Annotated in this window: 10 protein-coding genes; 6 read left to right on the top strand and 4 right to left on the bottom strand. The window is 66.7% G+C overall.

The features are described 5' to 3' along the window. Positions 1-8 precede the first annotated feature (8 nt). From F2P44_RS25235 to F2P44_RS25260, 6 genes are all read left to right on the top strand, one after another. Positions 9-455, top strand: coding sequence for a DUF4124 domain-containing protein (locus tag F2P44_RS25235; RefSeq protein WP_167090513.1), 447 nt, complete (start codon positions 9-11; stop codon positions 453-455). Continuing rightward, positions 452-2,992: an FtsX-like permease family protein gene (locus tag F2P44_RS25240; protein ID WP_167090515.1), complete on the top strand. Its 2,541-nt coding sequence runs from the start codon at positions 452-454 to the stop codon at positions 2,990-2,992. The genes F2P44_RS25235 and F2P44_RS25240 overlap by 4 nt, the downstream gene beginning before the upstream one ends. Further along, positions 2,989-4,059, top strand: coding sequence for a lipocalin-like domain-containing protein (locus F2P44_RS25245; RefSeq protein WP_167090517.1), 1,071 nt, complete (start codon positions 2,989-2,991; stop codon positions 4,057-4,059). Before F2P44_RS25240 ends, F2P44_RS25245 begins: the two co-directional genes overlap by 4 nt. Before the next feature lie 26 nt (positions 4,060-4,085). Beyond that, on the top strand, positions 4,086-5,912 hold the full coding sequence (locus F2P44_RS25250; protein WP_167090519.1) for an ABC transporter transmembrane domain-containing protein: 1,827 nt from the start codon (positions 4,086-4,088) through the stop codon (positions 5,910-5,912). Between the two features lie 247 nt (positions 5,913-6,159). After that, on the top strand, positions 6,160-7,248 hold the full coding sequence (locus tag F2P44_RS25255; protein ID WP_187363423.1) for a threonine aldolase family protein: 1,089 nt from the start codon (positions 6,160-6,162) through the stop codon (positions 7,246-7,248). 22 nt (positions 7,249-7,270) lie between these two features. Next, entirely contained in the window at positions 7,271-8,065 is a 795-nt protein-coding gene (locus tag F2P44_RS25260; RefSeq protein ID WP_167090521.1) for a thymidylate synthase, read from the top strand. Between the two features lie 42 nt (positions 8,066-8,107). On the opposite strand, the gene F2P44_RS25265 is transcribed toward F2P44_RS25260, so the two are convergent. The 4 genes from F2P44_RS25265 to carA all read right to left on the bottom strand — a co-directional run bounded on the left by F2P44_RS25265 (position 8,108) and on the right by carA (position 15,142). Then, positions 8,108-8,290: a hypothetical protein gene (locus F2P44_RS25265; RefSeq protein ID WP_167090522.1), complete on the bottom strand. Its 183-nt coding sequence runs from the start codon at positions 8,288-8,290 to the stop codon at positions 8,108-8,110. 104 nt (positions 8,291-8,394) lie between these two features. After that, positions 8,395-10,137 carry a methyl-accepting chemotaxis protein gene (locus F2P44_RS36440; protein WP_167090524.1) on the bottom strand — a complete coding sequence of 581 codons (1,743 nt, stop codon included), beginning with the start codon at positions 10,135-10,137 and terminating at the stop codon, positions 8,395-8,397. A gap of 18 nt (positions 10,138-10,155) precedes the next feature. Continuing rightward, positions 10,156-13,992 (bottom strand): carbamoyl-phosphate synthase large subunit, encoded by a 3,837-nt coding sequence (gene carB, locus F2P44_RS25275; protein ID WP_167090526.1) that lies wholly within the window; start codon positions 13,990-13,992, stop codon positions 10,156-10,158. Then, positions 13,985-15,142: a glutamine-hydrolyzing carbamoyl-phosphate synthase small subunit gene (carA, locus tag F2P44_RS25280; protein WP_167090528.1), complete on the bottom strand. Its 1,158-nt coding sequence runs from the start codon at positions 15,140-15,142 to the stop codon at positions 13,985-13,987. The genes carB and carA overlap by 8 nt, the downstream gene beginning before the upstream one ends. Positions 15,143-15,338: the final 196 nt, after the last annotated feature.

Here is a 15,338-nt window from a genome sequence, read left to right on the forward strand (position 1 = left end):
GAGCAATCATGCTACATCCCCTGCACATCCTGGCGCTGTGCGCCCTGGGCGGCGCCGCGCATGCCGGCCCCATCTATAAATGCAGCACTGGCGGCAAGGTCATCTACGCCGACCAGCCCTGCGCCAGCGGCAACAGCACCCAGCTCGACGCGGCGCCCGCGCCCGATCCAAACGCGGCCCGCGAAGCGCAGCGCCAGAAGGACTTGCTGGCCCGCTTGCAAAAAGAACGCGCCACGCGCGATGCCAGGCAGGCGCAGGCGGCCCGCGCCGACGCCCGCGCCAACCGGGCCGCCGCCGCGCGGCAAGCGACGTGCGCCAGCGCGCAGCAGCAACAGTCGAAGGAACAACAGCGGCTGGCCGCCGAAGCCGCCAAGGCCGGCGGCATGGGCAAAGCCGAGCGCGACCAGCGCGCACTGAACACGGCCCGGGCGCGCGACGCCGCGTGCCGTCAATGAAGACCCTGTCACGCTGGCTGCTGCTGGGCGAGTGGCGCGCGCACCCGGTGCGGGCCCTGCTGGCGGTGGCGGCGATCGCGGTCGGCGTGGCCATGGGGTTTGCCATCCACCTGATCAACGCCTCCGCCTTCAACGAATTCTCGGCGGCCGTCAAGAGCCTGTCGGGCCAGGCCGACATCCAGGTATCGGCACGTGAAAGCGGTTTCGACGAAACGATTTATCCGCGCCTGGCCGGGCACCCTTCGGTGGCGGTGGCCTCGCCCGTACTGACCCTGAACGCCGGCGTGCCCGGCGCCCAGGGCAATCTCAAGATCATCGGCCTGGACGCCTTTCGCGCCGGTTTCGTTTCGCCCGGCCTGCTCGGCGCCACCGATGGCGAGAACATGGCCGACGTGCTGGCCGACGACGCCGTGTTCCTGTCGCCGGCGGCCATGAGCTGGCTCAAGACGCAGCGCGGCGGCAGCGTGCAGCTGCGTTCGGGCACGCGCGACTTCACCCTGCGCGTGGCCGGCGGCCTGCAACAGGCGCGCCCCGGCCAGCGCATCGGCGTGATGGACATCGGCGCGGCCCAGTGGCGCTTCGACAAGGTCGGCACGCTTTCCCGCATCGACCTGCGCCTGCGCGACGGCATCGACCGCGACAGCTTCGAGCGCGCGCTGGCGCGCGAACTCGAACGCGATTTCCCCGGCCGTTTCAATGTCGGCCAGCCCAACGACGAAGACACCGAAAGCCGCAACCAGGGCATGAGCCGCGCCTACCGCGTCAACCTCACGGTACTGGCCCTGGTGGCCCTGTTCACCGGCGCCTTCCTGGTGTTTTCGACCCAGGCACTGTCCGTGATCCGGCGCCGCAGCCAGTTCGCGCTGCTGCGCGTGCTTGGCGTCGAACGCGGCCAGCTGCTGCGCCAGGTGATGCTCGAAGGCGCCAGCCTGGGTCTCATCGGCGCGCTGGCCGGCATCGGTGCCGGCTACGCGCTGGCCGCCACCGCCCTGCACTTTTTTGGCGGCGACCTGGGCGCCGGCTACTTTACCGGGGCGCGTCCGGCGGTGCAGTTCACCCCCGTGGCAGCCGTGGTTTTCTTTGCCCTGGGCCTGGGCGTCGCCCTGCTCGGCTGCATGGCGCCCGCCTTCGAAGCCTCGCGCGCGGCGCCCGCCGTGGCCCTCAAATCGGGTACCGACGAAGTCGCGCTGGCGCGCCTGGCGCGCATCTGGCCATCGGTGCTGTGCATCGTGCTGGCTGGCGCCATGGCGTTCGCGCCGCCCGTGTTCGAGCTGCCCCTGTTCGGTTACGCCGCCATCGGCCTGCTGCTGATCGGCGGCATCGGCCTGATGCCGCGCCTGGCCGCCTCCCTTTTCGGCCTGGTCAACCGCGTGGCGATGCGCCGCAATGTGCGCCATCCGGTGCTGGCCCTGACCATGGCGCGCCTGGCCAACGCCTCCGGCCAGGCCGCCATCGCCCTGGGCGGCGTGCTATCGAGCTTCAGCCTGATGGTGGCGATGGCGATCATGGTCTCCAGCTTTCGCGTCTCGCTCGACGACTGGCTGGTGCAGCTGCTGCCGGCCGACCTGTATGTGCGCATTGCCAGCGGCGGTAGCGCCGGCGGCCTGGGTCCGCCCGAACAGGCCGCGCTGCGCGCGCTGCCGGGCGCCGCGCGCGTCGATTTCCTGCGTTCGCGCCAGGTGTCGCTCGACCCGGCCCGGCCCGACGTGCTGCTCATGGCGCGCACCATCGACGCTGCCGACCCGTCGCGCACGATCCTGATCCGTGGCGCGACGGTCCCGGTGCCCGACGGCGCGGTGCCGGTGTGGGTGTCCGAAGCGATGGTCGACCTGTATGGCGTCAAGGCCGGCGGCGTGCTGCGCATGCCCCTTGCCGGCCGCCTGCGCGACTTTTTCGTGGCCGGCGTGTGGCGCGACTACGCCACCCAGGCCGGCTCGGTGCAGATGCGCCTGTCCGACTACCGCGCCCTGACCGGCGACATGCACGTCAACGATGCCGCGATGTGGGTCGCCAAAGGCGCCACGGCCGACCGGCTGGAACAGCAGATCCGCGCCCTGCCCTTCGGGCGCACCCTCGATTTCGCCAAGCCGGGCGATATCCGCGCGCTCAGCATGACCATTTTCGACCGCAGCTTCGCCGTCACCTACGTGCTCGAAGCGATCGCCATCGCCATCGGCCTGGCCGGCGTGGCCGCCACCTTCTCGGCCCAGACCTTGGCGCGCGCCAAGGAATTCGGCATGCTGCGCCACGTGGGCGTCACGCGCGGGCAGGTGCTGCGCATCCTGGCGCTGGAAGGCGGGGCGCTGACCGCGCTGGGCGTGGCCTGCGGCTTCGGTCTTGGCTTCATCATCAGCACGATCCTGGTCTACGTGGTCAACCCGCAATCGTTCCACTGGTCGATGCAGCTGCATGTGCCGTGGACGCTGGTGGGCAGCGTGGCTGCCGTGCTGCTGGTGGCGTCGGTCGCAACCGCGCTGGTGTCGGGGCGCTTCGCCCTGTCGGGCGGACCTATTCGAGCAGTCAGGGAGGACTGGTGAAACGATACATTTTCGCGCTGCTGCTGGCGGCGGCGCACACCTGCCAGGCGGCCCCGCCGGTGTTCGGGCTTGTCGCGCCCGGGCGCGCGCTTGCCTTCCCGGCGGACTACGGCGCCCATCCCGACTACCGCACCGAATGGTGGTACGTCACCGGCTGGCTGAAGACCGGCGACGGCAAGCCGCTGGGGTTCCAGGTCACCTTCTTCCGCAGCGCCACCGGGCATGACCGCGCCAATCCGAGCGCGTTCGCACCCAAGCAGCTGGTGATCGGCCACGCCGCGCTGTCCGACCCCGCGCTCGGCAAACTGGTGCACGACCAGCGCACCGTGCGCGAAGGCTTCGGCCTGGCGCACGCCAAGACCGGCACCACCGACCTCAAACTGGACGACTGGCGCATGCTGCGCGCGGCCGACGGCAGCTACCAGGTGAGCATCGTCTCGCCGCACCTGACCCTGAACCTGACCCTGGCGCCGACCCAGCCGGTGCTGGCGCAGGGCGAGCAAGGCTACTCGCCCAAGAGTGCGCAAGGCCGGCACGCCAGCTACTACTACAGCGAACCGCAGCTCAAGGTACGCGGCATGGCCGCTGCCGGCGGCGGCGCCGCGCACGCGGTCGAAGGGAGCGCCTGGCTCGATCACGAATGGTCCACCGAAGCGCTGCCGCCCGACACCCAGGGCTGGGATTGGGTCGGCGCCAATCTCGCGGACGGCTCGGCGCTGATGGCTTTCCAGATCCGCAGCAAACAAGGTGGTAAACTATGGGCGCACGCGACACTGCGCGACGCGGCCGGCAAAGTGACGCAATATGCCCCCGGCGACGTGGCATTTACGCCGCAGGCCCACTGGAAGTCGCCGCGCACGAATGCCGTCTACCCGGTGGCGACGCAAATAACGACGGGCGCCACCAACTGGCAGATCACCCCCCTGCAGCAAGACCAGGAGCTCGACTCGCGGCGCTCGACCGGCGCCGTGTACTGGGAAGGCGCGGTCACGGTCAAGCGCGATGGGGTGCAAGCCGGCCAGGGGTACCTTGAAATGACCGGTTACGACCGCGCGATGAAACTTTAAAAAACGAACACTGAAGCACTGACACGATGACCAACAGCTCCACCAGCAGCACGCAGTCCGAATCGAACCGCAAAGGCAGTCTCGCCGCATTCAAGGGCCTGTTCCCGTTCCTCCGACCCTACCGCCGCCAGTTCCTGATGGCCGGCATCGCGCTGGTGGTCGCCGCCTGCGCCACGCTGGCGATTCCGGCCGCCTTCAAGCAGATGATCGACCTGGGCTTCGGCGCCTCGGCCGGGCCCAAAAGCATCCGCCATGTCGACGCCACCTTCCTCGCCCTGTTCGGCGTGGCATCGGTGCTGGCCGTGGCTACTGCCGCGCGCTTCTTCACCGTCTCGTGGCTGGGCGAGCGCGTCACCGCCGATATCCGCAGTGCCGTGTACCAGCACGTGGTCGAGCAAAGTCCCGAATTTTTCGAAACCACCCAGACCGGCGAAGTCCTCTCGCGCATCACCACCGACACCACCCTGATCCAGGCGGTGGTCGGCACCAGCATCTCGATGGCGCTGCGTAACGTGCTGCTGTTCCTGGGCGGCCTGGTGATGCTGTTCGTAACCAGCGTCAAGCTCTCCGCCATCATCCTGGGACTGCTGGTGCTGGTGGTGGTGCCGATCGTGCTGTTCGGGCGGCGCGTGCGCAAGCTCTCGCGCGACTCGCAGGATCGCATCGCCGACGCCTCCGCCATGGCCGGTGAAATCCTCAACGCCATGCCGACGGTGCAAGCCTTCACGCACGAAAAAATCGAATCGGCGCGCTTCGGCAAATCGGTCGAAGGCGCCTTCCAGACCGCGATGCGGCGCATCCGCGCGCGCGCCCTGCTCACGATGCTGGCCATCGTGCTGGTGTTCGGCACCATCGTGTTCGTGCTGTGGCTGGGCGCCCACGCCGTCCTCCAGGGCACGATGACGGGCGGCGACCTTGGCCAGTTCATTCTGTACGCCTCGATCGTGGCCGGTTCGATCGGCGCATTGTCCGAAGTGATGGGCGAAGCCCAGCGCGCCGCCGGCGCCACCGAACGCCTGCTCGAACTGCTGTCGGTACAATCCTCGATCCAGAACCCGGCCAAGCCGGTCGCCCTGCCCGCGCGCACCGCCACCGGCGCCGCGCTGGCCCTGAACGACGTCACCTTCTCGTATCCGTCGCGGCCAGAAACGGCGGCGCTCGGGCACCTGACGCTATCGATCGCGCCGGGTGAAACGGTGGCCGTGGTCGGCCCGTCGGGTGCCGGCAAGACCACCCTGTTCCAGCTGTTCCTGCGCTTTTACGACCCGCAAAGCGGCACCATCACGCTCGACGGCGTCGACATCAAGCGGCTCGACCTGCACGCCTTGCGCGACGCGATCGGCATCGTCCCCCAGGACACGGTGATCTTCTCGGCCGACGCCATGGAAAACATCCGCTACGGGCGTGCCGGCGCCACCGACGCCGAAGTGATTGCCGCCGCGCGCATGGCGGCCGCGCACGAATTCATCGAACGCCTGCCGCAGGGGTACAAATCGTTCCTGGGCGAGCGTGGGGTAAGGCTGTCGGGCGGCCAGCGTCAGCGGATCGCGATTGCACGCGCGCTGCTGAAAAACCCGCCGCTGCTGCTGCTCGACGAAGCGACCAGTGCCCTCGATGCCGAATCGGAGCGGCTGGTCCAGAGTGCGCTGGAAGCGGCGATGGTCGGGCGCACCACGGTCATCATCGCGCACCGCCTGGCGACGGTGCAGCGGGCCGACCGCATCATCGTCATGGAAGACGGGCGGATCGTCGAAACCGGCACGCACGCCTCGCTGGTGGCGCTGGGCGGCATCTACGCCAACCTCGCCGCCCTGCAGTTCCACAACATCCACATCGCCCACGAAGCCGCCTGACCCCCAAACCGGGGTCTGACCTCTGATTCGAAACTTTTCCTAACCGGGGTCTGACCTCTGACTCAAAACTTTTTACCGACGCAATACTCTGACGGAGAAAAGCGACCAAACACGGGGTTTGAACGCAATGCGAGGACTGAACAGTATTAAAGAACATCTTTGCAAACCGGGCCTGTTCGCGATTTTGCAAAATTTCGAGTCAGAGGTCAGACCCCGGTTGGGGAATTAGTTGCCGAAGGAGTGTGTTTTGACGGATGCCGAGTTGTTTCAACACTGCCATACGGTGCTGCCGGGCCATCGGGCGCGTACGCCGGCCGAGACGTTCCGGGCCATGGCCGCGTGGTGCGAGGATAATCATGTCGCACATGATGTCTACGGCAACGGCGCGCTGGTCGAGCAGTTCGAGGAGAAAATCGCCACCCTGCTCGGCTTCGAGGCGGCCGTGTTCTGCATCAGCGGAACCATGGCCCAGGTCACGGCGCTGCGCCTGGCTTGCGAGGACCGCGCCAGCACCCTCGTGGCGCTCCATCCGACCTCCCACATCCTGGTCCACGAAAAATCGAACTACCAGCTGCTCGGCCACTTCCACGCGCTAGTGGCGGGCGAACGCCATCGCCCGTGGACGGCGGCCGACTTGCGCGCGCTTCCCGATAAACTGGGCGCCGTCGCCATCGAGGTGCCCATGCGCGAAATCGGCGGCCAGAATCCGGACTGGGAGCAGCTCGATGCGATCAAGGCCCATTGCCGCACCCGCAACGCGCACCTGCACATGGACGGCGCCCGCCTGTGGGAGGCGGCCGCCGCCTACAAGCGCACGCCGCGCAAGATCGCCGCCGGCTTCGATTCGGTCTACGTGTCGCTGTACAAGGGCATCGGCGGCCTGGGTGGCGCCATGCTGGCCGGCAGCCGTTCGTTCGTCGAGCGCGCGGCCGAGTGGTTCCGGCGCCAGGGCGGCAATGTGATCCACCGCTCGCCCTACGTGGTGTCGGCGGCGATGCAGTTCGATGCCCGCATCGCCGCCATGCCGCACTATTTCCGCCGCACCGAGTGGCTGTACGAGGTGCTGCGCGATTATCCGGCCATCCGCATCAATCCGGCCCGCCCGCAGGCCAACATGCTGCATCTGCACCTGCCGGTCAGCCGCGAACGCGCAATCGAGATCCGCAACCGCGTCGCGCACGACCACCAGGTGTGGCTGTTCGGCCGCGCCGCGCCGGGCGCCCTGGCCGATACCAGCATCGTGGAGCTGTACGTGGGCGAGAACCTGGCCGGCCTGCCCGACCAGCGCGTGCGCGACAGCATCGAGCTGCTGGCCAGGGGCCTGGCCGGCCAGTGAGTTATAATCAGCAGTTTTAGCGATGCGCCAATACCTCGACTTCATGCGCCATGTGAAAGACCATGGCACCGAAAAAACCGACCGCACCGGCACCGGTACCCGCTCCGTCTTCGGCCATCAGATGCGCTTCAACCTGCAAGACGGTTTCCCGCTGGTGACGACCAAGAAGGTGCACCTCAAATCCATCATCCATGAGCTGATCTGGTTCCTCGCGGGGTCCACCAACATCGGCTACCTCAAGGACCATGGCGTGAGCATCTGGGACGACTGGGCCGACGCCAATGGCGACCTGGGTCCCATCTACGGCTATCAGTGGCGCAGCTGGCCCACCCCAAGCGGGGAGCACATCGACCAGATCAGCCAGGTGCTCGACCAGATCAGGAATACGCCCGACTCGCGCCGCATGATCGTCTCGGCCTGGAACGTGGCGGACATTCCGAACATGAAGCTGCCGCCCTGCCATGCCCTGTTCCAGTTTTATGTTGCCGACGGCAAGCTGTCGTGCCAGCTGTACCAGCGCAGCGCCGATATCTTCCTGGGGGTGCCGTTCAATATCGCCTCGTACGCGATCCTGACCCACATGCTGGCGCAGCAAGCCGGCCTGGAAGTAGGCGACTTCGTGTGGACCGGTGGCGACTGCCACCTGTACTCGAACCATATGGAGCAGGTCGACCTGCAGCTCTCGCGCGAACCGTTCGCGCTGCCGCGCCTGGTCATCAAGCGCAAGCCGGACTCGCTGTTCGACTACAAGTTCGAGGACTTCGAGGTCGTCGGCTACGAATCGCACGCGTCCATCAAGGCGCCGGTCGCGGTGTGAACCGGGGCGGCGCCCGCCATTGCGCAGGCGCCGCCCTTTGCCTCAGAATGCGAAAGCGCTGATCACCGCGAGGGAACCGGCGTTGTTCGCCAGCGGCGCTACCTGGCCATCCTCACCCGGTTTGCTGGCCCGCTCCAGCACCCGGACAGTGCTTCCCGCGCCCGCATACAGGCGGTCGTGGGGACGGTCGAATGCCAGTACACTGCCGTCGCTTATGCCAGGCACCGCGACAAGCTTGTGCAATAGTCCACATACAATATGGCCGGCATCATGATACCGGCGCGCAGGCCCATGGCGGCGCGGGCGCCGCCATGGGCCTGCGGGTCCGATCAGAACTCTTCCCAATCCGATTCGGCGGCCGTGGTAGCGGCGCGCTTTTGCGGGGCCGGCTTGGGCGCGGCGGCTTTCTTGACGACCGGCGCGCTCTTGCCCGCCAAGCGCGGCGCTACCGGCGCGGCCTTGCGCGGCGGCGCCATGCGCGCTGGCGCTGCCGCTGCACGGCTGCCATCGAGCTTGAACACGCTGACCACCTGGGTCAGCGTGCCGGCCTGCTCTTGCAGCAGTCCGGCGGCGGCCGCCGCTTCCTCCACCAGCGCCACATTTTGCTGGGTGATCGAGTCCATCTGCCCGACCGCTTCATTGATCTGGTCGATGCCGGCCGTCTGCTCGGCGCTGGCGGTGGTGATTTCGCCCATGATGTCGGTCACGCGATGGATGCTGGTGACGATTTCCTGCATCGTCAGGCCGGCCTGGTCGACCAGCTTGGCGCCGCTGTCGACTTTTTCGACCGAATCGCCAATCAGTTCCTTGATTTCCTTGGCGGCGCCGGCCGAACGCTGCGCCAGGTTGCGTACTTCGGATGCCACCACCGCAAAGCCGCGCCCCTGTTCGCCGGCGCGCGCCGCTTCGACGGCGGCGTTGAGCGCCAGGATATTGGTCTGGAACGCAATGCCGTCGATGACGGCGATGATGTCGACGATCTTCTTCGACGAGGCATTGATCGAGCCCATGGTCTCGACCACCTGCGCCACCACCAGCCCGCCCTTGCTGGCCACTTCCGACGCCGACATCGCCAGCACATTGGCCTGGCGCGCATTGTCGGCGTTCTGGCGCACGGTGGAGGTCAATTCTTCCATCGAGGCGGCGGTCTGCTCCAGCGAACTGGCCTGGGAGCTGGTGCGGTCCGACAGGTCGGTATTGCCGGCCGCGATTTCGCTCGATGCGCTGGAAATGGTGTCGGTGCTGCTGCGTACCTCCGAGACGATGTCGGCCAGGTTCGATTTCATCTTGGCCATCGCGCCCAGCAAGGCGCCGATCTCGTTGCGCCCGTGCGAGACAATCTGTCCGGTCAGATCGCCGTCGGCGACGCGCATGGCGATCTGCATGGCTTCCTGCAGCGGTGCCGAAATGGCCTTGACCAGGGTCCAGCCCACCGCCATGCCCAGCACCACGCCGACCACCAGGATGCCCATCATGCCGTACGCGATGCGCGCCAGGCTGGAATTGACCATCTCGTCATCGGCCTTGACGCGTTTGTCGGCCAGTTCCTTGAGCGTGGCCAGGGTGGCGTCGCCGATGCGGTAGCCCGGGTTGATCTTCTTGATCAGGACCATCTCGGCGTCGTCCCATTTCTCGGCCTTGATGAAGGCCGCCGCCGCGCGCACGTTCTCGATCCCCAGTCCGTCGCTCTTGGCATACCACTCCTGCGCCAGGCGCTTTTCCTCGGGCGACCTGACCCCGGCGATGTACTCTTCCCAGCGCTTGGCGGTACGCCCGGCGATCGCGTCGATCTGGTCGAAGTGGACCGTCAGCGCGTGGTCGTGCAGTTGCGCCCAGCTCAGCACCGGATTGTGCTGGAGCGCTTGCAGGATCTGGCTGCGATTGAGTTCCATTTCGAGCCGGATGGCCGATTGTACATTGGTGTTGCGCTGGTCTTCGACGGTGACGTCGCGTACCAGCCCGACCGAATGTCGTCCGCTGTAGATCCCCATCGCGCCGATGGTAACCATCAGCACGATCAGGAAGCCGAGGACTCCCATCACCAGGGTCCTGATTTTCATGTTATCGAACATGCGTTCCTCCTTGTATGACTACGAAGTGGTGGTCGTGCTTGCGCCGTGCCGGATGGTGCTGAAAAATGCGTGGATGCCCTTGCGCAGCTCGTCGACGTGCTCGAATTCGAGATACGTCACGTCGCACAGGTCTTGCAGCTCGCGGATCAGGGTGGTCTTGATCGGTGCGTGCTTCCATACCAGGAACAGTACCGGCGTGCAGCGGCCCTTGAAGATGTGGTAGCCCAGCTCGAAGGCGCTGCTTTCGCTCATGCCGACCCGGATATTGACCACCGCATCGGCATGGTCGAGCAATCCGAGACGGTGGTCGCGGAAGTTCTTGGGCGTGAACGGCAGGTGGTAATCGCGTTCGAACGACTTCTTGAAGGTGTCCGCGCTTTCGGCGCGGGTGCCGGTCAGGTAGTCGAACGGGTGCGGCATGCCGTTGGCGCTGTCGATCAGGTCCATGATGTCGCCGATCAGGCGCTGCTGCTCGGCGTCCGACTCGGTGAACGGCTGGCGGATGAACAGCTTGAGCGGCGTGCCGCCGGCCGTGCGTTCGCGCGAACGTGCGCGCCGCTCGGGCAGGACGGTGGACGCCGCCGCCAGGTCGGCGGCGCTGGGCAGCGCGCGCGCGGGCGGCGCCGGTGCCGCCTCGGGGTGCTTGGCGTGCAGTTCCTGCAGCGAGGCCAGGCCGTAGCTGTCGGCGTGGCGGGCCGCTTCGAACATGCATTCGGCGCCGGCGATGGTGGTGCACACTACTGTGCCGGCCGCCAGCGCCGCCACCCGCAGCGGCCGCGAGGCCACCACGGCGCTGCGTTTTTCATCGACCGTCAGGACCATCATGGCGATCTGGCGCGCGGCCAGGCGTTCCAGGATGACGGCATCCTCGATATCCTCCACCTCCAGGTCGGCGGCGCGGATGACGGTGGCCGTCACCAGGCTGGCGCCCAGGGTGAAGCCGGCACCGAGCAGCTGGCGCGCCAGCACCACCGCGCGCGCCTGGTCGCCGCGCTTGACGCGCAGGTACACCAGGCCGGCGCGCGGCACCTTGACCGAGGCGCCCAGCTGGGCCTTGAAGAAGGCTTCGCCGAAGGTCGGGCCGACCCCCATCACTTCGCCGGTCGAGCGCATTTCCGGGCTGAGTATCGTGTCCACGCCGGGGAATTTCGCGAACGGGAACACCGCTTCCTTGACGCTGAAGCACGGCGCCACCGCTTCTTCCAGCATGCCCTGGCTCGCCAAAGACTGGCCGGCCATGCAGCGCGCGGCGATTTTCGCCAGTTGCAGTCCGGTCGCCTTGGACACGAACGGCACGGTGCGCGAGGCGCGCGGGTTCACTTCGAGCACGTAGACCACGTCATGCACGCGCCCGTCGACCCGCTTTTGCTGGACCGCGAACTGCACGTTCATCAGGCCGACCACGTTCAGTTCCAGCGCCATGAGGGCGGTCTGGCGCTTGATCTCGGCCACCGTGGCGGCGCTCAGCGAATGCGGCGGCAGCGAACAGGCCGAGTCGCCCGAGTGGATGCCGGCCTGCTCGATATGCTCCATCACGCCGCCGATCAGGGTGCGCGCGCCGTCGCACACGCAGTCGACGTCGATCTCGATGGCGTCGTTCAGGAAGCGGTCCAGCAGCACCGGCGAATCGTGCGAGACCGTGACCGCTTCGCGCATGTAGCGTTCCAGGTCGGCCTGCTCGTGCACGATTTCCATGGCGCGCCCGCCCAGCACATACGAGGGACGCACCACCAGCGGATAACCGATTTCATGGGCCAGGCGCACCGCGTCGACCTCGGTGCGCGCGGTGCGGTTCTGCGGCTGGCGCAGGTCCAGCTTTTGCAGGAATTGCTGGAAGCGTTCGCGGTCTTCGGCGGCGTCGATCATGTCGGGCGAGGTGCCGATGATCGGCACGCCGGCCGCTTCCAGCGCCAGCGCCAGCTTCAGCGGAGTCTGGCCGCCGTACTGCACGATCACGCCGGCCGGCTTTTCGAGGGCGACGATTTCCAGCACGTCTTCCAGCGTCACCGGCTCGAAATACAGGCGGTCGGAGGTATCGAAGTCGGTCGAGACGGTTTCGGGATTGCAGTTGACCATGATGGTTTCATAGCCATCGGCACGCAGGGCCATCGCCGCGTGCACGCAGCAGTAGTCGAATTCGATGCCCTGGCCGATGCGGTTCGGGCCGCCGCCCAGCACCATCATCTTGCTGCGCGTACTAGGCGCCGCTTCGCATTCTTCATCGTAGGTGGAGTACAGATAGGCGGTGCTGGTCGAAAATTCGGCCGCGCAGGTGTCGACCCGCTTGTACACCGGGCGCACGCCGAGCGCGTGGCGCGCTTGGCGCACCGCCTGTTCGGTGGCGCCCAGCAGCGCCGCCAGGCGGCGGTCGCCGAAACCCTGCTGCTTGAGGCGGTACATGACCGGCTTGTCGAGCGTGGCCAGGGTTTGCTGTTCGAGCCACTGCTCGACCTCGACCAGGTCGTGGATCTGCGCCAGGAACCAGGGATCGATGGCGCTGCACGCATGCACTTCATCCTGGGTGAAACCCTGGGCGAAGGCTTCGCCAACGTACCAGATGCGGTCCGGACCCGGTTTCGACAATTCTTCTTCGATCACGGCGCGCCCGGTCTGCATGCCGTCGCGGCGCACGCCGTCGACGCCGATGTCGAGCCCGCGCAAGGCTTTCTGGAACGATTCCTGGAAGGTGCGGCCGATCGCCATCACCTCGCCCACCGATTTCATTTGGGTGGTCAGGTGCTCGTCCGCGCCGGCGAATTTCTCAAAGGCGAAGCGCGGGATCTTGGTGACCACGTAGTCGATCGACGGCTCGAACGAGGCCGGCATGGCACCGCCGGTGATCTCGTTGCGCAGTTCGTCGAGGGTGAAGCCGACCGCCAGCTTGGCGGCCACGCGCGCAATCGGAAAGCCGGTTGCCTTGGAGGCCAGCGCCGACGAGCGCGAGACGCGCGGGTTCATTTCGATGACGATCATGCGCCCGTCCGCCGGATTGACCGCGAACTGCACGTTCGAGCCGCCGGTGTCGACGCCCACTTCGCGCAGCACCGCCACCGAGGCGTTGCGCATGATCTGGTATTCCTTGTCGGTCAGCGTTTGCGCCGGCGCCACGGTGATCGAGTCGCCCGTGTGCACGCCCATCGGGTCGAGGTTTTCGATGGAGCAGACGATGATGCAGTTATCGAGCTTGTCGCGCACGACTTCCATCTCGAACTCTTTCCACCCGAGCAGCGATTCTTCGATCAGCAGTTCGTTGGTGGGCGACAGTTCCAGCCCGCGCTGGCAGATGGTGTGGAACTGCGCCGCATCGTAGGCGATGCCGCCGCCGCTGCCGCCCATCGTGAACGAGGGCCGGATCACCACCGGAAAGCCAAGCGCACCTTGCGCTTCCCAGGCTTCGGCCATGCTGTGGGCCACGCCCGAGCGGGCCGAGGCCAGGCCGATGCTGGTCATGGCGGCCTTGAACTTGGCGCGGTCCTCGGCCTTGTCGATCGCTTCCGGCGTGGCGCCGATCAGTTCGACGCCGAATTCGGCCAGCACGCCGTGGCGGTGCAGGTCGAGCGCGCAATTGAGCGCGGTCTGCCCGCCCATGGTCGGCAGGATGGCGTCGGGACGCTCCTTGGCGATGATGCGCGCCACCACTTCCCAGGCGATCGGCTCGATGTAAGTGGCATCGGCCATTTCGGGGTCGGTCATGATGGTGGCCGGGTTGCTGTTGACGAGGATGACCTTGTAGCCTTCCTCGCGCAGCGCCTTGCAGGCCTGGGCCCCGGAATAATCGAATTCGCAAGCCTGGCCGATCACGATCGGGCCGGCGCCGATAATCAGGATGCTACGGATGTCTGAACGCTTAGGCATGTTTACGCCTTTCCATCATGGTAACGAATTTGTCGAACAGTACGGCCAGGTCGTGCGGACCGGGTGAGGCTTCGGGGTGGCCCTGGAAGCAGAAGGCTGGCTTGTCGAGACGCTCGAAGCCTTGCAGCGTGCCGTCGAACAGCGACACGTGGGTGACGCGGCAGTTGGCCGGCAAGGTGGCCGCATCGACCGCGAAACCGTGGTTCTGGGAGGTGATGGCGACCTTGCCGCTGGCCAGGTCCTGCACCGGGTGGTTGGCGCCGCGGTGGCCGAACTTCATCTTGACCGTGCGCGCGCCCGAGGCGAGCGCCATGATCTGGTGCCCGAGGCAGATGCCGAACACCGGCGTGCCGCTGTCGATCAGGGTGCGCGCGGCCTCGATGGCGTAGTCGCAGGCTTGCGGATCGCCCGGGCCGTTGGACAGGAAAATGCCGTCCGGGGCCAGCGCCAGCGCCTCTTGCGCGCTCGATTGCGCGGGCAGCACGGTGACGCGGCAGCCGCGCCCGGCCAGCATGCGCAGGATATTGGTCTTGACGCCGTAGTCGTAGGCCACCACGTGCAGCCGCGGGGCCGGGAGCGGCGCGTAGCCGGCGCCCAGCTGCCACAGGCCTTCGGTCCATTCGTAGGGCGCGCTGGTCGAGGCGACGCGCGCCAGGTCCATGCCTTCCAGGCCGGGGAAGGCGCGTGCCAGGGCCAGCGCCTGGCCCGGCTCGCCGCCGACCACGATGGCGCCGTTCTGCGCCCCTTTTTCGCGCAGCAGGCGGGTCAGCTTGCGGGTGTCGATGTCGGCAATCGCCACCACGCCCTGCTGCACCAGGTAGTCGGACAGGCTTTGGGTGGAGCGGAAATTCGAGGCCAGCAAAGGCAGGTCGCGGATAATCAGGCCGGCGGCCTGCACGCGCGCCGATTCGCCGTCTTCGCTGTTGATGCCGGTGTTGCCGATGTGGGGATAGGTGAGCGTGACGATCTGGCGCGTGTAGCTCGGATCGGTCAGCACTTCCTGGTAGCCGGTCATGGCGGTATTGAATACGACTTCACCGCTGGTGTGGCCGATGGCACCGATGGCGCTGCCTTCGAACAGGGTGCCATCCTGTAATGCCAGCGTGGCGCGCGGGCGGGCGCCGTTGCTGTTACTGAGTGGGTGCTTCATCTGATCTCCAAAATAGGGCACCCGCTGCGCGGTCCCGGCAGTCATCGTCTTGCAATCTGACAAGAAAAACCTGCGCTATCCATCCATGTTGCGGCGAGTGTTGGAATACGATACAGCACAGGAACGCAGTTGCCATACAGAAATTAATGCGTGACGTTTTATCCCAACACTTAATTTTTAATTTGCCAATTTCCCC

The sequence above is a fragment of the Massilia frigida genome (assembly GCF_011682175.1).
In the GTDB taxonomy this organism is placed as follows: domain Bacteria; phylum Pseudomonadota; class Gammaproteobacteria; order Burkholderiales; family Burkholderiaceae_D; genus Telluria_A; species Telluria_A frigida.

What these genes read in the sequence shown, in the direction of transcription:
- carB (WP_167090526.1), bottom strand. Translation starts at nt 13,992, where the DNA reads ATGCCTAAGCGTTCAGACATCCGTAGCATCCTGATTATCGGCGCCGGC.
- F2P44_RS25250 (WP_167090519.1), top strand. Translation starts at nt 4,086, where the DNA reads ATGACCAACAGCTCCACCAGCAGCACGCAGTCCGAATCGAACCGCAAA.
- F2P44_RS25235 (WP_167090513.1), top strand. Translation starts at nt 9, where the DNA reads ATGCTACATCCCCTGCACATCCTGGCGCTGTGCGCCCTGGGCGGCGCC.
- carA (WP_167090528.1), bottom strand. Translation starts at nt 15,142, where the DNA reads ATGAAGCACCCACTCAGTAACAGCAACGGCGCCCGCCCGCGCGCCACG.
- F2P44_RS25240 (WP_167090515.1), top strand. Translation starts at nt 452, where the DNA reads ATGAAGACCCTGTCACGCTGGCTGCTGCTGGGCGAGTGGCGCGCGCAC.
- F2P44_RS36440 (WP_167090524.1), bottom strand. Translation starts at nt 10,137, where the DNA reads ATGTTCGATAACATGAAAATCAGGACCCTGGTGATGGGAGTCCTCGGC.
- F2P44_RS25260 (WP_167090521.1), top strand. Translation starts at nt 7,271, where the DNA reads ATGCGCCAATACCTCGACTTCATGCGCCATGTGAAAGACCATGGCACC.